The organism is Chondromyces apiculatus DSM 436, assembly GCF_000601485.1.
GTDB classification, from domain to species: Bacteria; Myxococcota_A; Polyangia; order Polyangiales; family Polyangiaceae; genus Chondromyces; species Chondromyces apiculatus.
The window spans coordinates 151641-173651 of record NZ_ASRX01000014.1 but is presented as its reverse complement, the minus strand read 5'-3'; the positions used below and the strand labels follow the sequence as shown (position 1 = coordinate 173651).

Sequence of the window (22011 nt, the reverse complement as noted above, 5' to 3'; positions counted from 1 at the left end):
GCGACGCACCTCAGGGGCGCGCGAGCGGCGGGATGTCGAGCAGGAGGTAAGCGTTGATCACCCGGTCGTGCACCCAGCCCGTCTCCTCCCCGCGGCTGCGCAGCATCAGCCCGAGGTCGAAGCGCACCGATGGCGACATCATCCGGCCGAGCCCGATCTGCAGGCGGTTCTGGTTCAGCCCGAGCCCTGACAGGTCGACGAGCGCCTCGTTCCACACGAACGGGATCCATGTCGCTCCCTTCGGCGCGTAGTTGACGCGGAGCTGGTTGCGGTAGCGGGTCCTCACCCCGCTCTCGCGGAACCGCACCTCGAACCGGTTCCTGTCGTTCCAGGTGAAGTCCCCGATCCGCCCGAACAGGTTGGGCTCCACCTCGAACCGCGCCTCCTGGTCGAAGGCCCCCGAGGCCAGGCGGTCGGCGTAGATCGTCCCGTGCACCCCGACGAACAGGAAGTCGGACAGGTAGAACAGCGGACCCGTCCTGAAGAAGCTCTGCGCGAGCCCCTCCGAGCGCCCGTTCACGCGGACATCGGTGACGGTGCGGAGATCGATCCGCGGGAACGTCGGGGAGGCAGCGCGCAGCAGGGGCGAGCGCGTCTCCAGCCACAGCCACACCTCGTGGTCGGCGCGCGCACGCGAGGTGAAGGTGAGAGGGACGGTGAGCGCCGCGAGGGCCAGGAGCGTGGCCGAGGAGCACGTCATCCTCTCCAGAAGCCACACTCCAGCGCCGCAGATCAATCGCCCAAAAAGGGACGAAGACCCCTGAAAAAGGGGCGAAATGTCCCGTGGCTGCGTCGCGTGTCAGCCACCCTGCTCCGCCGCGAGAAGCTTGAGTGTGTGGTCGAGCAGCCCCGGATCCAGCCGCTCACCGTGGCCCGGGATCACCATCCGCGGCTTGAACCGGTGCAGGCTCCGGACGGAGTCGCCCCAGCGCGCCATGTCGGCGTCGCTCTTGTTGCCGATGCGCTCCCCCGCCGCCACCAGGCACCCGCCGAAGAGGATGCCGCGCTCCGGGAAGACCACCACCACGTTGTCCGGGGCGTGACCGGGCCCGGGGTAGTGCACCACCACCTGCTCCTCACCGAAGCGCAGGGTCAGCCCCTCCGCGGCCGGGAAAGGGTGGTCCGGGGCCACCGTGGGCTGCGCCTCGAACTCCGCGATCAGCGCCTTGTCGTCCAGGCTCTCGCGCAGCCACCTGCGCCCCGCGTCCCCGCGCTCGGCGAGCATCTTCAGGGTGAGGTCGGCGCCGTACACGGGGATGCCGCGCTCCACGAGCGCCCCGTTGCCGCCCACCCGGTCGATGTGGAAGTGGGTGCTGATCGCCACGATGCGTCGCTTGCCGTGGTGCCCATCGATCCAGGCGAGGACGCGCCGCATCGCGTCCACCGTGTACGTGGGGTCGCAGAGCACGAGGTCCCCGTTCGCCATCTCCACGAGCAGCGCGTTGGCGGCCCAGGGGTGGGCGTGGGTGATCAGGTGCACGCCCGGACCGAGCTCGCGGAGGACGAGATCCTCGGCGAGCTTCACCTCGGCGAGCCCCTCGGTCGAGGTGGGCCACGGCGTCGCGGTTCTGGCATCCGCTGGTGCGGCCTTGGCCGGATGCGCAGCGCGCGCCTCCGCGCTGAGGACGGGCTCACCCCCACCGCACGCGGTCGCCGCGAGCACCAGCGGGAGGAGGCAAGCGAGGTGGCGCCGACGGAGAAGCATGCAGCGCCCATAGCACGGCAGTCCCGGGATCGTGCCCTGCCGCGCCGCGCCCGCCCCCTCGGGATCGTACCCTGCTGCGGCGCGCCGCGTTTGCCGCCCCGGGATCAGCGCCCGTCGCTCAAGATCCGCCCGCGAGTGCTCGCACCAGGCGGTCCAGGAACTCCTGCCCCTCGTACAGCGCCGTCACCCCGAGGCGCTCATCCTTGCCGTGCGCCCGCACGTCGTCGATGTCCGAGAACAGGCCCGAGACGCCGTACATCGGGATCCCCGCCCGCCGCAGGTAGAGGCTGTCGGTCGCCCCGGTGCCCATGATGGGCACCACCGGCACGCCGGGCCAGAGCGCGCCCGTGATCTGCTCGATGGGCGCCATCACCGTTCTCGTGAGCGGCGAGGGAGGGCTCGGCTGCGGCGCCGTGAGGGGCGCGATGCTCACCTCGGCGTCGGCCACCACCTGCGCCAGCGTGCGCTGCACGTCCGCAGACGACTCTTGCGGGAGGATGCGGCAGTTCACCACGGCGCGCGCGGTCTGCGGCAGCGCGTTCTCCGCGTGCCCGCCCGAGAGCTGGGTCGCCACGCAGGTGGTGCGGAGCAGCGCGTTGTAATAGGCGGAGGTGGAGAGCTGGGCGAGGGCGGCGGGGTCCGGCGGCGTCGCGGCCGCGGCCTTCATCGCGGCGGCCATGGGCCCCTTCTCGATGGACGCCATCCTGCCGAAGTAGCCCCGCGTCACCTCGTTCAGGTTCACCGGGAAGTCGAACTTCCCGAGCCGGTCGAGCGCCGCGGCGAGCCGGTAGATGGCGTTGTCCTTGACCGGCAGCGCGCTGTGCCCGCCCTTGTTGTGCGCCTCCAGCGCGAAGCTCTGGAACACCTTCTCGCTGGCCTGCACCCCGTTGAACAGCCGCTTGCCCTGGCGGAACCGGCCTCCCGCGCCCTCGTTGAGCCCGAGCTCGGCGTCGACGAGCGCCCGGTGGTTCGCGAGCAGCCACGCGACCCCGTTCTGCTGACCTCCCTCCTCGTCGGCGGTGAGGGCCACGATGATGTCCCGCTCCGGGGTGAACCCCTCCTGCTTCGCGCGCACCAGGGTGGCGACGAAGATCGCCGCCATCGCCTTGTCGTCGGAGGTCCCCCGCCCGTAGAAGAACCCGTCCTTCTCGGTGAGCTTGAAGGGGTCCAGATCGGGCGACCAGTCCTTCTGCAGCGCCTCGACCACGTCGAGGTGGGCGAGCAGGAGCAGCGGCTTCTTCCCCCCGCGCCCCCGCAGCCGCGCCACCAGGTTCCCCTTGCGCGGGTTGTCCGGGTGCACCAGCACCTGCACGTCCTGCGCGGGCAGCCCTGCCGCGGTGAGCCGCGCCGCCATCGCCTGTGCCGCCACGGTGGTGCTCCCCCGCGCCTCCGTGGTGTCGATCGCGATGAGCTGCGCATAGATTTCCCGGAGCGCCGCCTGCCGCTCTGCAGGCGTGGAGCGCGTGGAGCGCGTGGAGCGCGCACGGATCGGCGCCGCTACCGGCGCCGGTCGAGGAGCGCGCGCGGGCTGCGCCGCAGGGTCGCTCGTCGCGCACGACAGCGACACCAGGAAGGCGAGCGCGCTCGCCACGACGGGCAGGGCCCTCCGGGCTCGCGGCTGAAAAAGGTCGAGCCCGTGGCTCTGGGTGCGCCGGCGCATGCCTCATGGTACTGCGCAGCGCCCCTGCCGGGAGCCGCCTTCATGACCACGCGCCGCGCCTTCTCCGTCGCCATCTATCCCCGCCACCAGGGCCGCGTCCTCCTCATTCACCACCGCCGCCTGGGCATCTGGCTTCCCCCGGGCGGCGAGCTGTTGCCTGGCGAGACCCCCCTCGAAGCTGCGCGCCGCGAGCTGCTGGAGGAGACGGGCCTCGAAGGCCGCTTCCCCGTGCTCAGCGACATCGACGGCACCCCTGCGGGCCTCATCGGCTACGAGGAGCACCTCGCGGGGAGCAAAGGCTTCCACCTGAACTTCGTGTTCGTGGCCGACGTCGACACCGACGCCGTGACGCCCAACGACGAGTTCGAACACTTCCGCTGGGTGGACAGCTTCGACGACATCGGCGGCCCCCCGAACGTCGCGCAGCTCGGCCGCATCGCCCTCGCCGCGCGCGGCTGAGAGCCTGTCCCAGCAGCATTGCCGGCCCCCATGACCGACCCTCCCTTCCTCGCGCACCGTGGCTGCAAGCTCGCCTACGGCATCCGCGGCGAGGGCCCTCCGGTCCTGCTGATCCAGGGCGTGGCCGTGCGCGGCGACGCCTGGCTCCCCCAGGTGGACGCGCTGGCCGAGCGGCACCGCTGCCTCTGGTTCGACAACCGCGGCATGGCCCGCAGCCAGCCCCTCGGCGCGCAGCTCACGGTCGCGCAGATGGCCGAGGACGCGCTGGCGCTGATGGATGCCCAGGGGTTCCGCGCCGCGCACGTCGTCGGCCACTCGCTCGGCGGCCTCGTCGCCCAGCACCTCGCCCTCACCGCGCGCGAACGCGTCCGGAGCCTGTCTCTGCTCTGCACCTTCGCGCGCGGCCGCGACGTCACCCTGCCCGCGCCGCGGGCCATGTGGCTCGGCCTGCGCACGCGCCTCGGCAGCCGGCGCATGCGTCGCCGCGCCTTCCTGGAGATCGTCATGCCCCCCGACGTCCTGGCGACGGGCGACGTGGACGCCCTCGCCGAGCGCCTCGCCGCGCGCTTCGGCCATGACCTGGCCGACCCCCCGCCGGTGGCCACGAAGCAGATGGCCGCCATGCACCGCTACGACGCCACGCCGCGCCTCGGCGAGCTCGCCGGCGTACCCACCCTCGTGGTGAGCGCCCTCCACGATCCCATCGCCCCTCCCAGGCTCGGCCGCGCCCTCGCGGCTGGCATCCCTGGCGCGCGTTACGTGCAGATCGACGACGCCTCGCACGGCGTCCCCTTGCAATGTGCCGACCGCATCAACGCCCTGTTGCTCGACCACTTCGCAGAGGTCCCGCCCGCGCCCTGACCCCGCCTCCACCCCCTCCTCTCCGCCGCTCTATCCTCTCCGACGCCCATTGCTGGCGTCGACGCGCGCTGGTACCCCCGCCAGATGGCCCGCCTTCCGCTGCCGAGCGCCCTCCTCTCCAGCCTCCTCGCGACCACCCTCGCCCTCGCCGGCTGCGGCGACGCCACCTCCCCGGATCCCGAGCCCGCCCCCGAGGAACAGCACCCCGTCGCCTCCGCGGGCCCCCACCCCGTCGGCCGCACCACCGTCACCCTCGACGACACCGCGCGCACCCGCAGCCTCCGGGTGGAGATCTGGTACCCCGCCGCCGAGAGCGCCCGCGCCGCGGCGGACACCGGCCATCCCCTCGAAGACTTCGCCGCCCCTGGCGACGAGCGCACCCAGCTCGCCGACCTCGTCGCCGCCGCCCCCGATCCCGGCACCACCCGCCGCGTCCATGCGGCCCTCGACGCTCCCCTCGCCGAGGGTGGCAGCTTCCCCGTGGTCGCCTTCTCCCACTGCTACAACTGCACCCGCTTCTCCATCGCCACCGTCGCCGAGCGCCTCGCCAGCCACGGCGTCGCCGTGGTCGCCCCCGACCATGCGGGCGGCACCCTCTTCGACGAGCTTGCGGGCAACGCCGCGCCCCTCGGCACCGAGTTCCTCGCCGTCCGCGCCGCCGACATGATCTTCACCCTCGATCGCGTCCTCGACCCCGCGGCCACCGAGCTGCCCGACGCCCTCCGCGGCCACCTCGACCCCGAGCGCGTCGGCGTCTTCGGCCACAGCTTCGGCGGCGTCACCACCGGCGTCGTGCTCGCCGACGACCCCCGCCCTCGCGCTGGCCTCGCCCTCGCCGTCCCCATGGAGAACCCGCTCCTCCCCGGCGCGGCGATGGCCGACATCCACATCCCGGTCTTCTTCCTCCTCGCCACCGAGGACAACAGCATCACCGAGATCGGCAACGACTACATCCGCCAGAACTTCGAGGCCGCCAGCCCGCCCGCCTGGAAGGCCGAGGTCAAGGACGCTGGCCACTGGTCCTTCACCGACATCTGCGGCCTCGTCGAGGGCTTCAGCGCGGGCTGCACCGAGGATGTCCGCCAGACCGACCGCGAGCCCTTCACCTACCTCGACATCGTCGCTGCGCGCGGCATCGCCGCCGCCTACACCACGGCCTTCTTCCTCGCCACGCTCACCGACGACGCCTCTGCCCGCGCGTACCTCGACGCCGGCCACCCCGCCGACACCGTCGACCTCGCCACCCGCAAGTGACGCCGTTCACGCAGACGGCTGTCGGCCCCTGCGCCGCCCCAGCGCCTCCTGCAGTGTCGCCCGCGTCTTCAACCCTCCCTGCCCGACCCCGCTCTCCGCGATGGCCCGCGCCATTGCCGGCTGCAGCCCTGTGAGCACCACCTCGGCCCCGAGGAGCCGCGCTGCCCGCGCCACCTTCACGAGGTGCGCGAGCGTCGCCACGTCGGCCCCCTCCACCCCGGTCAGATCGATCAGCGCCCGGTGCGCCCCGTCCTTCACGATCCGCGCGAGCAGGTCCTCCAGCAGCCCCCGCGCCCGCTCCTGATCGATCTCGCCCACCAGCGGCACGCACAGCTCTCCTTCGCCCACCGGCACCACGGGCATCCCCAGACGCCGGATGGTCTCCCGCTGCGACGCGACGAGCGCGAGTTGCGCCGCCAGCTCCTCGGCTGCGCGCACCTCCTCGGTCACGTCCCACTCCACCCCGAGCACCACATCGGCCTGCACGGGCTCCCCTGCCCCGCGCTCCACGCCTGCGAGGGGCACCAGGCACACGTCGAACACCCGCCCGACCAGCTCGAAGCGCCCCGACACCTCCTCGCACGCATACGCGCGCTCGATGGCCGCGCGCACCTCCGCGCTCCCGTGCAGCAGCTCCAGCGGCTGCCCGAGCAGCGCCTCGCCGTGGATGCCCCGATCGAGCAGCCCTCGCCCTTCCAGCAGGGTGAGCTTCCGCTGCGTATCGGCGGCCCAGATCACCATCGGCGCGCTCGCCAGGATGGACCGGAGAACCTGCTCGCTCTGCTGCGCCTTCCGCCGCTCGGTCACGTCGGTGATCGTCGTCAGCCGGAACCGCTGCCCTCCCGGGAGCGACACCCGCGCCGCCGTCGCCCGCACGTGCGACTTCTGCCCCTGCCGGTTCACCACGGGCGCCTCGCGGTCGGGCTCGGTGGCGCCTCCGATCACCCGCCGGTGCCACTCCATCCAGCGCTCCCGCTGCGCTTCCTGGATGATCATGGTGAAGGGCATCCCCAGCATCGCCTCGCGCGAAAACCCGTAGTGGTCGCTGTACGCGCGGTTCACGTAGCGGAAGCGCCCGCCCTCGTCGGAGCACGCGATCCCCACCGGCAGTGCATCGCCGATGGCCTGCAGCAGCGCGTGCGCCCGCGCCTCTGCGCGCTCCGCGTCGATGTCGCGCGCCGTCCCCAGGATCATCCCCCCCGCCGCGGCGAGCACCACCTCCCACGAGAACCACCGCGGCGCGGCTCCCCCGAAGCCCATCCGCGCCTCGAACGTCGCGGGCTCCCCTGGCTTGAGCCCCCGCAGCGTCGCCAGCACCGGCCCTTGCTCCTCCTGCGGCACCAGCGAGAGCAGCCCCTTCCCCACCAGCTCCTGCGCCGACACCCCGAGCGCGCGGCACAGGCCTGGCGCGACGCCGAGCAGCCGACCCTCCGGCGAGATCGACGTGAGCAGCGCAGCCGCTGCCGTGGAGAGCGAAGCGGGATCGGTCATCGCGGGAGGTCGCCCCACCGGCCGGCGGAGCGTCGAAGCAGGGGAAGGTCAGCGCATTCCGCCGCACGCTACCATGCCCTCCCCGACCCTGCGCTCGCCGTGCGATGGTAGCGTGATGCACGCTACTCCCGCCGCGGCCCCTCCGCCGGACGCTCTGCCGGACGCGCCGCCCAGCCCTCCGGATCCGGAGCGCCACTGGCTCGCCACCGTCTACCAGCGTGGCGTCCCGCAGCTCACCGTCCGCGCCGTCATCTCCGGCATGCTCATCGGCGCGGTGATGTGCCTCTCCAACCTCTACGTGGTCCTCAAGACCGGCTGGAGCCTCGGCGTCACCGTCACCGCGTGCATCCTCGCCTTCGCGCTCTTCCGCGCCCTGCGCTCCGTGGGCCTCACCCGCGGCGAGTTCTCCATGCTCGAGAACAACGCCATGGGCTCGGTGGCCTCCGCCGCCGGGTACATGACGGGTGGCGGCAACATGGCGGCCATCCCTGCCCTGCTCGTCCTCACCGGCACCCGCCCCGACTCTGGCTGGATGTTCGCCTGGTTCGCCGTCATCGCCGCGCTCGGCGTCTTCGCCGCCATCCCCATCAAGCGCCAGCTCATCAACATCGAGGCCCTCCCCTTCCCCACCGGCACCGCCACCGCGGAGACCATCCGCTCCATGCACGGCGCCCATGGCGAGGGCGACAAGGCCCGCCTCCTCGGCTGGACGGGCCTCATCGGCGCCGTGGTCGCCTTCCTCCGCGACGCCAAGGCCCCCTGGATGCCCTTCAACTTCCCCAAGAGCGCCCACCTGCCCTTCGGCTGGCGCGGCCACTCCGCCGCCGACTGGACCATGAGCCTCGACGGCAGCCTGATCCTCGTCGGCGCTGGCGCCCTCATGGGCTTCCGCACCGGCTGGTCCCTCTTGCTCGGCGCCATCGTCACCTACGGCGTCATCGCCCCCAGCATGGTCGAGCGGGGCGTCATCGCCGCTGCGAAGTACAAGGACATCGTCCAGTGGACCCTCTGGCCTGGCGCCGCGGTCCTCCTCGCCTCTGGCCTGCTCTCCTTCGCCTTCCAGTGGAAGAGCGTCGCCCGCTCCTTCTCCGGCCTCATCGCCGTCATGCGCCCTGGCCGCGGCCCTGCCACCGACGACCCCCTCGCCGACATCGAGTGCCCCTCCTGGTGGTTCCCCGCCGGCTTCGCCCTCCTCGGCCCGGTCATGGTCTTCCTCATGTCCCACCTCTTCGGCATCCCCTGGTGGGCTGGCGTCGTCGCGCTCCCCCTCGCCCTCGTCATGGGCGTCGTCGCCGCGCGCGTCACCGGCGAGACCGACGTCACCCCCACCAAGGCCCTCGGCCCCGTCACCCAGGTCGTCTACGGCGGCCTTGTCCCCGGCAACATCGCCGCCAACATCATGGGCGCCAATGTCACCGGCGGCGTCGGCCTCCACGCCGCCGACCTCCTCATCGACCTGAAGAGCGGCTACCTCCTCGGCGCCAACCCCCGCCAGCAGCTCTTCGCCCAGTTCTTCGGCGTCATCGCTGGCGCCGCCGTCGTCGTCCCTGCCTTCAACCTCCTCGTCCCCACCGCCGACATCATCGGCTCCGCCGAGTTCCCCGCCCCTGCCGTGCAGGTCTGGGCCGGCGTCTCCAAGGCCCTCACCTCCGGCATCGCCGGCATCGACATCACCGCCCGGATCGCCATCCTCGCCGGCCTCACCCTCGGCATCTTCCTCACCCTCGCCGAACGTTACGCCCCGCCCAAGGCCCGCGCCTTCATCCCTACCGCCTCGGGTCTCGGCATTGCCCTCGTCGTCCCCGGCGCCAATGCCATTGCCATGTTCATTGGCGCCCTCCTCGCCGAGCTGGTGCGCCGCCGCCGCCCCGACCTCGCCGAGCGCGCCACCGTCCCCGTCGCCTCCGGCATCATCGCCGGCGAGAGCCTGATGGGCATCGTCGTCGCCATCCTCGTCGCCCTCGGCGTGCTCTCCAAGTAGCCGTCGGCCTCGCGCAGCCCTGGCTGACGCACCGCCTTCTTCCACCACCACCACGCGCCACCACGCGCCACCACGGGCGGGCCAGGCACGTCCCCTACGAATACAGACTCCCCCTAGGCATTTACCTTCCATGGGGGCGGCTACCCCGCCCTGCGCAGAGTGTCCTCGCTGCATCCCTGCGATCTCTGCCCGACGACGCGCGGCGTGGCTGCTTGACGCGGTCCCATGCCTTCTTACGTTCGGATCGACGCATTTCCTCAGACCAGCAGAAAGGCATTCATCATGAGCGACGATACGAGCATTCGCGGCCCGCAGGACGCCAAGCTGATCAGCCTCAAAGAGGAGCACGAGGTTCGCTACTGGACGAAGGCGCTGGGGGTCTCGAAGGAGGAGCTGGAGAAGGCGGTCACGGCCGTCGGTCACAGCGCGGAGAAGGTGCGCGCGCACCTCGGCAAGTAACGGCGTTGTGCGTCGCCGTCCCCTGGCTCCCCGAGGTCTGGATCCTGAAGCCATACCCGGACGCCTCCACGTCTGCCTCGTTGTCCTCGAACACGTTGTAATCACCCCACCCCGACACCGCGACGTGCGTCTGGAACCCATCGAGCAGCGCGGACGTCCCGCCGGGGTTCACCCCCGTCTTCCCCGCGATGAGGTAGCTGTTCCCCTTCACATCGATCCAGCTATCCGCCGAGTTCGCCCCGCTCAGCCCCGTCGCCTCGAAGAAATTGCCGCGGATCTCCCCGCCCGCCGTCCCTTCCTTCACGCCGATCGCCTCCGCCGTGACCCCGGGCCCGAGGTGGTTGTCGAGCACCTTGTTCCCGTCGCTCCGATCTGGCTGCCCCCCCGAGTACGCCCCCCAGTTGCTCTTCGCCGACCCCAGGTACACCGCCTCCCCGTAGTCCGGCGTCAGCAGCCCCACGTCGTAGACCGTGCTGTTCTGGAGCGTGTTGTCCGAGCTGAACGCCCTGAAGTGCACCCCTTCCTCGCCCATGTCGCGCACCGTCACCCCGTCGATGAGGTTGTGGTTCGCCCCGCTCCGCGACCCCCCGTGCAGGATCGCCCCCGCCCCTCCTTCCAGCACGATGTGCGCGCTCGCCGTCCCGCTCTTCGTCGACCCGAAGTGCCCGCTGTACGTCCCGCTGGCCAGCACGATCCGGTCCCCTGGCGCCGCGTTCGCCAGCGCTACCGAGAGCTGGCTCGCCGTCGACACCTGCACGGTGTTCCCGACCGGAGGCGGCGCCGCCTCGTTCACCGTCACCACCAGATCGTCGAACGTCCCTGCATCGTTGCGCGACCCGAACCCGACCTTCCCGCTCCCCGTCCCCACCCCCGACGCACTCGCCACCTGCTGCCCCCCCAGGTACACCTTCACCGTGCTCCCCGTCCGCGCGACGCGCACCGCATAGGTCGTGTTCACCGCGATGGCCGTGGTGATGTCCGCAAGGTCCGTGGCCACCCCACCCTGCACCCGGAAGATGCCGCTCGTGTCCTGGTTGTTCAGCTTGTTGAGGCTCGCGAAGGAGTAGTTGTTCGCGTCCTGGTAACCGAACACGATCGAGACGTCGGCCCACGTCGTGTTCGACGTGACCTTCGCCTTTCGCGCATCGCGTGTGCACGTCCAGGCAGCCTTGTGACTCAGCGACTCACGGCGGTGCGAGCGCTCCGGCCTCGGCCATGGCTGCCAGAAACTCGGCCCCGAGCCCCGGCGGCCACTGCGCGATGTCCTCGTGCGTCAGCCCTGGGAGCCCCATCGGCGTGATGCCCGCAGCGGGAAGCGGCGGCAGCTTGCGGATGCCATCGAGCCGCGCGCCATCGATGCGGGGTGAGCCCAGCGAAGGCGCTGCCCCCCACGGTAGTCCCCCACCTGCAGGAGCCGTCGGCGCTGCCCCATCGCCATCGAAATCCAGATCCTGGAGCGGCGCGCCTCCCCCTGGCGACGAACCTGATGGGCGCGCCACGAACCCGGACGCCGAGCCTGATGCAGGCGCCGCAAACCCGGGCGCCGCTCCTGATGCAGGCGCCGTGAATCCGGGCGACGAGCCCGAGGGTCGCGCCACCATACCGGGCGCTGAAGGCGTTGCTGCCCCCTTCATCCCTGGTGGTGCAGGCGGTGCTGGCGCCATCATCCCTGGCGACGCGATGCGACCCGGCGGCGCGACCCCGACCCCTGACCCAGGCGGAGGCGGCATCCCCGCTGCTCCGGGCCCCTGCGCACGCGGAGCCATGGGAACGGGCTTCCCCTCGAACGGCGTCGCTGCCCTGTTGAAGAGCCGCTCCTGCTGATCCTTCGGCACCGAGAGCGTCCCTCCCAGCGCCTCCTCCGCTGCACCGGAAGACCGCGCCGGCAAGGGTGCCCCACCCGATGCAGCCCCTGCCGGGCGCGGCGCCAAGGATGCTGGTGGGCCTGCCGCTGGACGAGCAGCGCCACCCGCCGGCTTGAAGGGTATCGCTGCCAGCATCCTGGGGTCGAGCGCCCCGCTCTGGAGCCCCATCGTCTCCCCCAGAGGGTTGCTCGCCTCCTGCGCACCGCCCGCCCCCGTTGTCCCGCCAGCCGCTGCTGGAAGCGCCACCGCTGGCAGCGCAGGGGATGACCCTCGTCCCGTCGGCATGTGTCCAGGCGGCGGCTGTGCCACCGCTGGCAGCGCGGGCGATGACCCTCGTCCCGTCGGCATGGTTCCAGCCAGAGGCTGCGCCACTGCTGGAAGCGCAGGTGACGACCCGCGTCCCGTCGGCATGGTTCCAGCCGGAGGCTGCGCCACTGCTGGAAATGCGGGCGATGATGCGCGTCCCGTCGGCATGTGTCCAGGCGGCGGCTGCGCCACCGCTGGCAGCGCGGACGATGACCCGCGTCCTGCTGGCGGGTGCGCCGGTGATGGCGGCTGCGCCACCGCTGGCAGCGCGGGCGATGACCCACGCCCGGGGGACGAGAACGGCAGCGCGGACTCCATCACCGCGCGCCGCGCCTCGCTCGGGGACAGCCCCATCGTGCTCCCGATGGGATTCTCATCCGGCGGCGGCAAGCGCGGCGGCAGTGGCGACAGGGGAGAGACTGGCGGGGTGACTGCCCGCGCTGGCGGTACGGTCGGTGCAGCCGATGCTGCCGGCGTGGTCGGTCGTGCTGGCGGTGCTGGCGGCGCTGGCGGCGCTGGCGGCGGAGTTCTCGGAGGCGACCCCTCGAAGGGCAACGTCGCCCCGATCTCCCGCAGGAGCGAGGCCGCATCCTGCGCCGAGATCGCCACCGTGCTCCCCAGCGCGCGCTCCGCATCCTCCGGCGGCGGAGGCGCGGGTCGAGGCGCGACAGCAAACGGGTCCACCCACGCCACGGGCTCCCCCGGCACCTCCACGGCGCCGACCACGTGCAGCCCCGCAAGATCCGCCTCGCTCTGGAGCCGCACGTGCCCCCGCCACACGATCGCGCAGCGCAGCCTGTCGACATCGATCTGGATCATGTCCGCACGCAGCGCGACCGGCTCTCCCGCCCGCGGCGCCGACACGTTCCGGCGGAACATCCGCGCCACCCCGTGCGCTGCCGGGAGCTGCGTCCGGAACCGCGGCCGCCGGAGCACCATGCCCCCGAGCACCAGCCACTCCTCCCCCGTGACCGTCTCCAGCCGCTGGTCCTCCGGCACCGCGTGGAAGTACCGCCACTCGAACGTCTCCGGCAGCTCGACAATGCTCCCCTCCAACCGGCGCGGATCGAGATCCCCGAGCAGCTTCCGCCGCACCGGCCACTCCCGCGAGATCGGATCGAGCCCGTGAATCGGCACCCGATGCTGCTGCTCCCCAGCGCGCTGCGTAGCGTCGAGGTCGACCCGCTTGTCGATCCGCACCGCCCCTCCCTGCACCAGCGACATCGCCACGTGCAGCCGCGGCTCCGCGTAATGGGGCGGCACCTCCGCATGCCCCACCAGCCACACGTCCGCGTGCCCCAGGTACGGCGCGAGATCTCCCGCCGCGAGCAGCCCACGCCCGGAGGGCGCCTTGTGCTCGGTCGAGACGATGGGATCCGGCTCGACGAGCGTCATGCGCGCCTCGGGGACGAGGGCGAAGGTGCCCTTGACGACCACCGTCAGGGAGAGCTGCCCGCGGTGGCGCCAGGCCACGGTGGCTGTGGCGACGCGGCCCTGGGAAGTCACCGGGTGGAGCTGGGCAGCCTGCATGATGGATGGCTCCTGGAGAGACAGTCGAGGGACGCTGAGTCAGGGTAGCCGCGCCATGGCTTCGAAGAGATCCTCCACCGACGCCGTGGACCAAGGCAGGCGCGCGATTTCTGGACAGAGCGGCAGCGTCGTTCCCGTCTCTGTGGAGATGCCCCGAAGCTGGGCGAGGTTCAGGAGGGCGAGCCCCTCGACGGAGACGAAGCTGTGTGGCCAGTACGCGACATCCCCCTCGTGGACCGCCGCGGAGCTGCGCTTCTCGTCTCTCAGCGCAGCTTCCCCTTGCATCAGCTCTGAGAGCGCTCCAAGAAATGCCGAGGCATCACCCGCGACCAGCGCGTGGCACACCGCATGTCTCGCGGACGTTGCGCCATCCAGGGAGCGTTCGAAGGCTGTCAGGATGGCTGGTACGTCTCCCGAGGGGAATGAGGGCCCTTGCTGCACAAGCCTGTGAAGCAGCAGGAAAAAGTGGTGGTCGTCCTCGTACTCCCAGGCAGGGTTCCAGGTCTCGGTTGATTCGTCTGCGATCTGCCGGGCCAGCACCCCATCGCCCGCTGCGGCGGCGGCGAGGAAACTGTTCGTGCGGCTGAGCGCCAGGTGCCGGTCAGCGACGTTCCCCTCTGCCCGTGAGCGCCTCAAGAAGTAGCGGCGAGCGTGCCCGCTGCGGATCAAGTTGGTGAGAAACTCGCTTTCGTCGGCGAATTCGAGCAAGTGACAGATGCCGAGCGCTTCGAACTGGTGAGAGAAAGCGTCGAACTCGTCGCCCATTGCAGAGATTGGAGCTTTGCCCACGGACAGCATGCCGTAATGCAGCTCCGACACCAGCTCCTCGTGCACGGCTGCGAGATCCATCTCAGCCGAGTCCCATGTACTCTTCGGGCTCCAAGAAGTTCAGCCCTGTCAGGCCTTGCGAAAGCATCGATTCGGCCAGGGAGCGCCGGATCACAATCAAGTTCTTCCAGTGCTTCAGGCGGAAGACCGAGAGGGACTCCGGGACGGCGCTCTCCTTGAGAATCAAAGCGTCACAGGCGCAGATCGCTTCAGGGTCGAGATCGTTCCACTCGACATTGGACTGCTGGACATCGATGCAATCGCAAATCTCCAGAGGATTGAGCACGAAGTACTCATCGGAGGCGACGCGCCCCTTGTGATTGATGATCTTGATGGGCAAGAACTCGACGTTCTTCGAATGTGCATCGTCGAGCGCTCTCTTGACCTTTGCAGACACCACCACGAGTTTCGCCCCGAGCAGGCTGTCTGCCAGCGCGATGTCTTTGGGCCGGTTCGGGTCCATCTGGCACTGCGCATCGTCAGGCCAGCCAGTAGCCCGCGAGACGCCCTCCGCCAGCTCGAAGGACTTCTCCACGCCTTCGATCTCCAGGATCTTGCAGATGCCGTCCGTGCTTCTTCCTGGCCTCCAAAGCAGAAAGCTCATCGCTGTACGCGCTCCTCGTTGATCATCGATCCATGTTCTTTCACGTCGTCGCTCACTTGATCATGGTCAGCAGGCCGGTTCTGACCAGGTTCCCCTTGGGCGGCTTGTTCCGCCGGCGAATGTCGCCTTCAGGCATCGCCATGGAGAACGGCTTGTGCCAGATGTCCTCCTTCGCAGGATCTTCCTTGCCGCTCTGACAGTATTCGAGCGAGGCCCGGGTTCCGCCGTGCAGCATGCCGCGCCTCCTGAGCAGCGCTTTCCACATCCTGCTGCCTCTCTCGAACATGTTCTTCACGGCTTCGGGCTTCATGTACTCGCAGTTTTCCGCGCTCTTGTTTGCCCTGATCTTGTTCCAGATGTTCTCGGTCACCCACTCTTCGACCTTGTCGAGGTAGATGTCGTGATCCACCTGGTGGCAAGGCAGCCCGTCCCACTCGTTTGGAGCACCGGGCACCTTCAGCGTCGCGTCGGTATCGAGCACATACGCCCATTTTCTGGGTAGCCCGATATTGTTCGCGGCAGCATTGATGTCCCAGTCGGTGATCGCCAAGCTGTCGTGAATAAACTTCTTGTCTGCGGCCTCGATCTTGACGGGAAGCGTAGCATCGGAACAGGCGTGCACGCAGAGAACGTGGTGAACCTCTCGAACGTTCCTGACCTTGCCGCCATGTTTGAAGACGACTGTCGGGGCATAGTAGCCCTCGTCGCAGTTCTTGATGTGTTTATCGCCGTCCCGGTTCCGCTTGAACTTCCAGTGGGCCTCATCCGGAGGCTTCATGTGCTCGCTCTGTTTACCGGCCACGGTGGTCTCCTTGGGCAGATCGATGGCTTCAATTGACGCGATGACGGAGCGCGAGGGCGCCTCGATGTGGCCCCTCCGAGCACATCCACAGCAGACAGCGACGCGCGGGCGCATAGCCACGCTCGAAAGCGCGCACAGCCATACACACCCCCATGGCTGCGCTGGCAGCTCCGGTGTCGCCGAAGGACGAAGCGGGGAGCCAGAGAGGCACCTGGTCGAGCGGATGCTCGGCATGGACGCGCACCGCGGCTCGGCCCCACTCCATGGCCCGCCGCTCGGTGCCATTCAGATCACCGATCATCCAGCCATGCTGTTCGGTGAGTGGCACCTCCCGCAACAGATCCAGCAGTGTCTGTGCAAGCGAAGCGCCGTTCGGCAGCGCATCCGAGCGTGACCCGGCCGCTTCGCTCCCCGAAGCCACGCCGTCGAGGACCACCTGCGCGCCCTTCGCCCCTCGGACGTCCACGGGTTCGAGCAGGAAGAAGGCGGCGCCTTCACCGGGCATCAGCCCTGCGGGCGTGTCGTTGGTGCGGAGCAGCTTCAGCGCCGCAGCGGCCCTCAGGAAGGCAGGCTCCACGCGAGACTCGATCCCCCCGACCAGGCAACGGTCGGCACGGCCTCGCTCGATCATCGTCAGGGCCTCACGGACGGCAAGCGCGAGCCCTGCATGCCCCCCATGGACGACGATCTGGAGTTCCGGCGGTAGCGCCACCTCTGCGCGCTTCACGAGCTTCTGCCCAAGGTCGGCGGTCTGCACGATCCACCGCTGCGAAGGCTTGCCCTCGGGCTGCGCCTCACCCGACTTGCTCGCCGCTTCGTCTTGCAGGACCCAGTCGGACAGGTTGAGAACGAGCGCCGTCCGGCGCAGTTCCTGAGGCGAGAGGCCGCGCTTCTGGATCACTTCCCGGAGCGCCCCCACTCCGAGCATCAGGGCTTTTGCTGGCCCCGCGAATCCCTCGGCGATCCCGCGCACGGCGTGGCCAACGACCGCAGGAGGGCCATGGTAGGTCTCCTCGCCGAAGAGGGATTGCGTCTGGAAGTCCATGACCTTCAGCTCCGAAGGCATGCTGAGCCCAGAGCGGCCCGCAGCGCAGGAGGTGATCGCATCCCGCCCGAGCGCGCTCACCATGCCGATGGCGGTGACTCCACACGGAGTGCCCCCTCGATGCTGACTCATGATCTCGGCGACCTCAGGCGCTTCTCGGGCCCCCGCAAGGGGCGGTCTCCTTCACGCGACCAGTGACCGTGGTCAGGTGGCCTCCTCGCAGCACGGGCACTCTGACTTGATGCTCCCGGCCATCAGGATCACCACCACCGGCTTCTGAATGACCGGCGTCGGCGGCGTGTTCTTGTCGTTGTGCAGCATCAGGTCGAGCGCCCTCGCCACGCCCTTTCCCTCGAACTTCACGTCGAAGGAGTAGTTCACGAACTCCGCCTTCCCCTTCGTCTTGTTCGAGACGACGCCGCCGCCGGCGGTCCCTGCCTCGTCCCCGGTGCTGGTGCTGAAGTTCGAACTCTCGACGCACACCGGGTTGCCGTCGCACTTCACTTTCTTCGTGCCCTTGGCGGTGTCGCTGGAGCGCGCGATGTTCGGGTACGGGATGGGCACCGGACCTGCGGGGGAAGGGGTCTTGCAGACGTCGGGGAAGCACGGCGACACCCCGCCGCTGTCCTTGTGCACCACCGACATGTTGTTCACGCCGACCGTCACGCCCATTGCTGCCTCCTCCGTCCTCGCCTCGCGCTCACCACCGTCGCTTCGCGCTCACCACCGTCGCCTCGCGCGCTCGCCCAGGGGGATGCGGCATCCGCCTCACGCGCTCCCCGACCTCACGCCCAGCTCCCCGCGGGCTGCTGCACTGCCGCCCTCAACAACGCCTGCTCGGCCCGCTCCACCAGCACCGCCCGCACGTCGTGCGGCCCGTCGCGCAGCACCGTGTGACCTCGCCACTGCAGCAGCACCCGGTCTGCGTCGGCGTCGATGATCACCGTGTCCAGCTTCAGCGCCACCTCTTCGTCCCCGCGGTTCACCAAGGACACCTGGCACCGTGGCGGCAGCACTCCGGGCAGCCGGAACGACAATCGTCCCATCACGGAGGCCCCTTCCACCGAGACTGGCTCGTCTCCGCGCAGATACCCCGACGCCACGAGCCCGGGGGATGCGGCGTTGAAGAACCGCCGGTCGAAGTCGCGGGCCAGGAGCGGCATACGCTCCTTCCTCCAGGCCTCGTCGTAGGTCCCCGCGCGTGCGGCGCGCGGCTGCCAGTTCGGCGAGGTGAAGCCGACGCCCGCAGGCGTGACCGCCTGGCCCCAGGTCTTCACGGGGTCGGCGGGGTCCTCCAGGTTGGGCAGGGCGACGCCTTCCTCGAAGGGACCTCCTGGCACCCGGAAGCCTGTGCCCACCGGGTTGCGTGCGTCTAACGTGTGCTTCGCGGGGTCGGGGTCGCTGCGGTCCCAGCCGCCGAAGGCGCGCTCGTAGGTGAGGGGGATGCTCTCGAAGGGCGTGGGGCGGGTCGGGGTGATGGCGTTGCCGCTGCGCACCCAGTACCTGTCGCCCACCACCTTGAGCGTCTTGCCCACAGGGCCGACCTTGAATGCCACGTAGGCCTCGGTGGCGCGGCGGGCGTGGGCGTGGCCGAGGAGCACGACGTCGGTGGCGGGCTTGATGAACGCGAAGGCGGGCTCGATGCGGTAGCTGGAGACGGCGGCGTCCTTGCCCCAGGTCTCTCCGGTGAGGCTCGGCGCCACCTGCTCCGGGGCCAGCTCGAGGCCGCGACCGGGCACGATCGCGTAGGTCGCCTGCACCAGCGGGACGAGCAGCGGGCGCCCCTCTTCATCGAGCAGGAACAGGAGCTCCAGCGCGAAGGAGGTCCGGTTGTCGACTTCAGGGTGACCCATGCCTCCAATGGAAGAATTCCAGACTTACACCCCGGTCACAAGCCATGCGTTCTGCCGGGGGCACTGGTTCTATGGGCGCGTTCTCCCGGCGCTACCCGTACGTTCTTGCGCTCGGCCCAGCCGGACACCGCCTCCCGTCGACGCACGACGCAGCCTCTGGAACTGCCGGAATCCATTCCGCAAAGGGAGGCTCCTCCTGGCGCAGGTCGCGGGCCGGGATCCACGCACAGGAGCCGTGTGGTGGAGGCCTCCGGCCGGGGCGCGTCCGCACCTGTCTTCACCCGAAAGAGCCTCCCAGGCCTCCGACACACGTCGTCGTGCGAGGACGGCACCGTTCGGTCCGCGCCGAAGGCCATCGTCGGGGGACGCCGGCGGTGGTCGGAGCGGCAAACCGAGGGCCGCGTGCGGTGACGGCGTCACTCCTGCCACGACGAGCGTCGCCGGAGGTGGCCTCCGCCCTGCCTCGGACGCCGAAGGCCATGGCCGCCGGCAGGGGTGCCTCGGTCGGGGTGGGAGAGCGGTCACGTCGCCCGCCTCCGGGGGGAGGGGTCGTGGTGAGAATGACGCCGTCGTCCGTCGACGGCGACGTTCGGCGCGGTGAGAATGTCGCCGTCTTCCGAAGACGATGGCATTCGGAGCGTGAGGAATGCCACCCGGAGCAGGGGGCGAGGTGGGTCAACTCACCGCGAAGGGGTGTCGTCGTGGCGGTCGGTGGGGCTGGCAGGGTGCGAATGCTGCCGTCGTCCGCGGAGGGCGACGCTCGCTGCCTCGGGAGGTGACGCCTCTCCGTTTCGGGGCGGTCTGGGCGGGAGCAGGATCCGGGTCAGGTGTCGTCGCCGAACAGGGTACCGACCGACAGCTCCAGGGCGTCGAAGGGCTCTGCGCGTACCCGCTCGCCGCGCTCGGCGATGAGGAGGGCGAGGTAGCCAGGCTCGGACCAGCGGTAGACGCTCAGCGTCTCGTCACGCGGGTCGACGATCCAGTACGAGGGGATCCGGCAGCGGTGGTAGACGCGCATCTTGCGCACGGTGTCGACGCGGGGGTTGCCGGGCGAGAGGATCTCGCAGACCCAGTCGGGACGCAGGCGCAGCGGAGAGCCCTTGGGGCGCTCGGGGAAGGTGGCGCGGCGGTAGCCGACGAGGTCAGGGCGGTAGACCTCGTGGGGCTCCAGCTCGACCTCGACCTCGGTCATGATCCACCAGCCGCCGGGAGCGTGGCCGCCCGGGTGGCGGTTGAAGGGACCGAAGAGAAGGCCGGCCAGGGCGGCTTGGGCGGCGCCATGCTCGGCGGCAGGGCTTGCCTTGCGCACGAGCTGTCCGCCCACGATCTCGTGGAAGCGGGTGTCCTCCGGGAGCAGGGCGAGGTCCGCGGCCGTCGCGGGCCCGGCAGTCGCACTTGCGAAGGGTGACATGCAGGAAAGGGTACACCTGCTGCGATTTGTGGGCCAGTGTGGCCCATAAATCACGGACGGACTGGTGTTCGAACCCAGGCCGGCCCGAAGCTGCGCCGAGGCGCCGCACGTTCATCCGTCTTCCGGCGCGTTGAACTTGATGCCCAACTCTTCAGCGAGCTTTTGAAGACCCTCAGAGACCTCCTCCTTGCGCCCGGTGAGTTCTGACCACTGGTACACGTCGCGTAGCGCGGCATCGAGATCAGCTCCTGCGTCAGCGACGAGTACGCGGAGCTTCTCTGCCTCGATGCCGTTGAGACGCACGTTTACGCACGCGTCGACGAGCATGCATGCGTCGTTCGCGAGAGGCGGGATGATCTGCTTGAACGCCTCGCCCCGCGACTCGCCGAACAAGAGTGGCACCCAAGCGAAGCAAGAAGTGACGAGTTCCCGCGTGCTCTGGCCGGAGTCGAGCACGGCTGTCAACCAGAGCGCCCGCGCTCGCTCATAGATCCACATGAAAAGAGAGCGCGCGGCGTCAGCTTGCTCGCCGGGCTTCTCCCGATCGAGCCAGTACGACGCCGCGCTCAGAGCCACCCTCAGAAGGATGACACTCTCCAAGTCATGGCAGCGCTCATCGTAGTAGAAGGCAAAACGCGCGCGACGCCGTTGAGGCTCAAGCTTCGCGTAGGCCACGCGCACCAAGGCCCCGGGGTCCGGGAGCTTTGCGAGGAGGAAGCCGAAGTGCTGAAGCACCTCCATGAGCGAACGCCCTTGGATGACTAGGCTCAACCCGGGATCGCGACCCTGCAACAGTTCTTCAAACCACGACCAGAAGAGGAGGATCTCTGCATCCGAGGTTGGATCGCCTCCAAGCATCACTGCGGCGCCACAGAGGAGCGGGAACCCGTTCGCACGGAGAGTGCGCGCCCCCTCGCCTTCCCTCTCACCTCGCCTGCCAGAGGATCGCGGGTGCACCCGGTTCCGCTTCGCGTCTTCCGTCTCCTTGTGCATGGCAAGTTCCTCGGCGGCACACCATGCCTCGCGTACCTGCGCGACACTCACCCCGGCATCGCGCAGCACCTTGACGAGCCCGCCAAGCGTCGACTCATGTGCCCCCCAACGCTCCGTGCTGCCGTACTGCTGTTCGCGCCCGAGCAGCGTCGTACGAACGAGGTACCCGAGGTAACCGAGCGCGATGCGCAAGCCATCCGACCGTCGGAGCAGCAAGCCGAAAACGCGTGTGATCCAGTTCGGCAGTTCGCGCTCCTCAAAACCCTTCAGCGTGGCATCGGCCCCGGGCTGCTCACGCTTGTTCCCGGATGTGCGGGTGGCACGGGAGAGCGCGTCGTGGAGCGCGTTCATGTGAGCGGCGATGAGATTCACGACGAGGAGCGCCGCAACGCTGCGCTCCGGCCCCCAATCTCCTTGTTCATCGAACACCGGCGGCGAGGCCACGATCAACTCCTCGATGAGTTCGCGGTCTTCGCGACACTGAAGGACTAGCACCTCGTTTATGAGCGCCGGGTAGGGGAGCGTCTCAAGCGCACGAAGCCCTTCCACAGGCTGGACGCGAGTAAGAACCGCCCCCCAATGCCAGATGTAGCTGCGGTCAAAATAGACCTCGGGAGCCCACCGACCCCAAACGGAGAAAGGATCGCTCTCTTCCCGCCACGCCTGAGATGCTCCCTCAACCTCTCGACGGTCCATCTTGTCCGTGAGACCTGTCACGAGCGCACCCCTGGCATCCGCGAAGGCTTCTTCGAGCGCACGGGACCACGCGGCCTGCCGCTCAGGCGTTTCCCGCGCCGCGGCCACAAATGCATCATGGAACGCATGCCTGAGGCCCCACGGCTGTGTCTTAAGCGTGTCCTCCGCCTGCTCTAGAAGCGTCACTTCGGCCAGCCCTTCCGCAAGA

The 22011-nt window shown here is 69.7% G+C and carries 19 protein-coding genes; 5 read left to right on the top strand and 14 right to left on the bottom strand.

Features of this window, described 5'->3' with window-relative positions; all coding sequences use genetic code 11:
• Positions 1-10 precede the first annotated feature (10 nt).
• The 3 genes from CAP_RS10470 to CAP_RS10460 form a co-directional block, all read right to left on the bottom strand.
• Complete coding sequence (locus CAP_RS10470) at positions 11-700, bottom strand: DUF2490 domain-containing protein (protein ID WP_044239252.1); 690 nt, start codon at positions 698-700, stop codon at positions 11-13.
• Positions 701-799: 99 nt separating this feature from the next.
• Positions 800-1705: an MBL fold metallo-hydrolase gene (locus CAP_RS10465; protein WP_044239249.1), complete on the bottom strand. Its 906-nt coding sequence runs from the start codon at positions 1703-1705 to the stop codon at positions 800-802.
• A 118-nt stretch (positions 1706-1823) separates the two neighbouring features.
• Positions 1824-3365 carry a M20/M25/M40 family metallo-hydrolase gene (locus CAP_RS10460; RefSeq protein ID WP_081864740.1) on the bottom strand — a complete coding sequence of 514 codons (1542 nt, stop codon included), beginning with the start codon at positions 3363-3365 and terminating at the stop codon, positions 1824-1826.
• Between the two features lie 42 nt (positions 3366-3407).
• On the opposite strand from CAP_RS10460, the gene CAP_RS10455 reads away from it, so the two are divergent.
• The 3 genes from CAP_RS10455 to CAP_RS10445 all read left to right on the top strand — a co-directional run bounded on the left by CAP_RS10455 (position 3408) and on the right by CAP_RS10445 (position 5939).
• Complete coding sequence (locus tag CAP_RS10455; protein ID WP_044239246.1) at positions 3408-3824, top strand: NUDIX domain-containing protein; 417 nt, start codon at positions 3408-3410, stop codon at positions 3822-3824.
• 30 nt (positions 3825-3854) lie between these two features.
• Positions 3855-4685: an alpha/beta fold hydrolase gene (locus CAP_RS10450; protein WP_044239243.1), complete on the top strand. Its 831-nt coding sequence runs from the start codon at positions 3855-3857 to the stop codon at positions 4683-4685.
• Between the two features lie 84 nt (positions 4686-4769).
• Complete coding sequence (locus tag CAP_RS10445; RefSeq protein ID WP_044239240.1) at positions 4770-5939, top strand: alpha/beta hydrolase family protein; 1170 nt, start codon at positions 4770-4772, stop codon at positions 5937-5939.
• Between the two features lie 6 nt (positions 5940-5945).
• On the opposite strand, the gene CAP_RS10440 is transcribed toward CAP_RS10445, so the two are convergent.
• Entirely contained in the window at positions 5946-7430 is a 1485-nt protein-coding gene (locus CAP_RS10440) for a PAS domain S-box protein (protein ID WP_044239237.1), read from the bottom strand.
• Positions 7431-7545: 115 nt separating this feature from the next.
• Here CAP_RS10440 and CAP_RS10435 point away from each other — a divergent pair, with 115 nt between their 5' ends.
• Complete coding sequence (locus CAP_RS10435; protein ID WP_044239234.1) at positions 7546-9411, top strand: OPT family oligopeptide transporter; 1866 nt, start codon at positions 7546-7548, stop codon at positions 9409-9411.
• Between the two features lie 282 nt (positions 9412-9693).
• Positions 9694-9870, top strand: a complete 177-nt coding sequence (locus tag CAP_RS47815) for a DUF3606 domain-containing protein (protein WP_081864739.1) — start codon at positions 9694-9696, stop codon at positions 9868-9870.
• Here the strand turns inward: CAP_RS47815 and CAP_RS10430 are convergent.
• The 10 genes from CAP_RS10430 to CAP_RS10380 form a co-directional block, all read right to left on the bottom strand.
• Positions 9818-10963 carry a right-handed parallel beta-helix repeat-containing protein gene (locus tag CAP_RS10430; protein WP_052374715.1) on the bottom strand — a complete coding sequence of 382 codons (1146 nt, stop codon included), beginning with the start codon at positions 10961-10963 and terminating at the stop codon, positions 9818-9820. The two genes, CAP_RS47815 and CAP_RS10430, sit on opposite strands and share 53 nt — an antisense overlap.
• Positions 10964-11054: 91 nt before the next feature.
• Entirely contained in the window at positions 11055-13571 is a 2517-nt protein-coding gene (locus CAP_RS10425) for a DUF2169 domain-containing protein (protein ID WP_044239229.1), read from the bottom strand.
• A gap of 39 nt (positions 13572-13610) precedes the next feature.
• The gene (locus CAP_RS44210; RefSeq protein WP_197041109.1) at positions 13611-14405 is read right to left on the bottom strand and encodes an Imm49 family immunity protein; all 795 of its coding nucleotides are present in this window, start codon (positions 14403-14405) and stop codon (positions 13611-13613) included.
• A gap of 16 nt (positions 14406-14421) precedes the next feature.
• Positions 14422-15003, bottom strand: coding sequence for an imm11 family protein (locus tag CAP_RS10410; protein ID WP_044239226.1), 582 nt, complete (start codon positions 15001-15003; stop codon positions 14422-14424).
• Between the two features lie 52 nt (positions 15004-15055).
• Entirely contained in the window at positions 15056-15805 is a 750-nt protein-coding gene (locus CAP_RS10405; protein WP_156040673.1) for a hypothetical protein, read from the bottom strand.
• 28 nt (positions 15806-15833) lie between these two features.
• Entirely contained in the window at positions 15834-16982 is a 1149-nt protein-coding gene (locus tag CAP_RS10400; protein WP_156040672.1) for a beta-ketoacyl synthase N-terminal-like domain-containing protein, read from the bottom strand.
• Between the two features lie 72 nt (positions 16983-17054).
• Entirely contained in the window at positions 17055-17522 is a 468-nt protein-coding gene (locus CAP_RS10395; protein WP_044239218.1) for a DUF4150 domain-containing protein, read from the bottom strand.
• Between the two features lie 113 nt (positions 17523-17635).
• A complete protein-coding gene (locus tag CAP_RS10390) occupies positions 17636-18703 on the bottom strand; it encodes a DUF2169 family type VI secretion system accessory protein (RefSeq protein ID WP_044239215.1) in 1068 nt (355 codons plus the stop codon).
• 823 nt (positions 18704-19526) lie between these two features.
• Positions 19527-20114 (bottom strand): Uma2 family endonuclease, encoded by a 588-nt coding sequence (locus tag CAP_RS10385; RefSeq protein ID WP_044239211.1) that lies wholly within the window; start codon positions 20112-20114, stop codon positions 19527-19529.
• A 111-nt stretch (positions 20115-20225) separates the two neighbouring features.
• Positions 20226-21989 carry a hypothetical protein gene (locus CAP_RS10380; RefSeq protein WP_044239208.1) on the bottom strand — a complete coding sequence of 588 codons (1764 nt, stop codon included), beginning with the start codon at positions 21987-21989 and terminating at the stop codon, positions 20226-20228.
• Positions 21990-22011 lie beyond the last annotated feature (22 nt).

What these genes read in the sequence shown, in the direction of transcription:
- CAP_RS10395 (WP_044239218.1), bottom strand. Translation starts at nt 17,522, where the DNA reads ATGGGCGTGACGGTCGGCGTGAACAACATGTCGGTGGTGCACAAGGAC.
- CAP_RS10410 (WP_044239226.1), bottom strand. Translation starts at nt 15,003, where the DNA reads ATGAGCTTTCTGCTTTGGAGGCCAGGAAGAAGCACGGACGGCATCTGC.
- CAP_RS10460 (WP_081864740.1), bottom strand. Translation starts at nt 3,365, where the DNA reads ATGCGCCGGCGCACCCAGAGCCACGGGCTCGACCTTTTTCAGCCGCGA.
- CAP_RS10440 (WP_044239237.1), bottom strand. Translation starts at nt 7,430, where the DNA reads ATGACCGATCCCGCTTCGCTCTCCACGGCAGCGGCTGCGCTGCTCACG.
- CAP_RS10400 (WP_156040672.1), bottom strand. Translation starts at nt 16,982, where the DNA reads ATGAGTCAGCATCGAGGGGGCACTCCGTGTGGAGTCACCGCCATCGGC.
- CAP_RS10445 (WP_044239240.1), top strand. Translation starts at nt 4,770, where the DNA reads ATGGCCCGCCTTCCGCTGCCGAGCGCCCTCCTCTCCAGCCTCCTCGCG.
- CAP_RS10465 (WP_044239249.1), bottom strand. Translation starts at nt 1,705, where the DNA reads ATGCTTCTCCGTCGGCGCCACCTCGCTTGCCTCCTCCCGCTGGTGCTC.
- CAP_RS10450 (WP_044239243.1), top strand. Translation starts at nt 3,855, where the DNA reads ATGACCGACCCTCCCTTCCTCGCGCACCGTGGCTGCAAGCTCGCCTAC.
- CAP_RS10425 (WP_044239229.1), bottom strand. Translation starts at nt 13,571, where the DNA reads ATGCAGGCTGCCCAGCTCCACCCGGTGACTTCCCAGGGCCGCGTCGCC.
- CAP_RS10470 (WP_044239252.1), bottom strand. Translation starts at nt 700, where the DNA reads ATGACGTGCTCCTCGGCCACGCTCCTGGCCCTCGCGGCGCTCACCGTC.
- CAP_RS10435 (WP_044239234.1), top strand. Translation starts at nt 7,546, where the DNA reads ATGCACGCTACTCCCGCCGCGGCCCCTCCGCCGGACGCTCTGCCGGAC.
- CAP_RS10455 (WP_044239246.1), top strand. Translation starts at nt 3,408, where the DNA reads ATGACCACGCGCCGCGCCTTCTCCGTCGCCATCTATCCCCGCCACCAG.
- CAP_RS10390 (WP_044239215.1), bottom strand. Translation starts at nt 18,703, where the DNA reads ATGGGTCACCCTGAAGTCGACAACCGGACCTCCTTCGCGCTGGAGCTC.
- CAP_RS10385 (WP_044239211.1), bottom strand. Translation starts at nt 20,114, where the DNA reads ATGTCACCCTTCGCAAGTGCGACTGCCGGGCCCGCGACGGCCGCGGAC.
- CAP_RS47815 (WP_081864739.1), top strand. Translation starts at nt 9,694, where the DNA reads ATGAGCGACGATACGAGCATTCGCGGCCCGCAGGACGCCAAGCTGATC.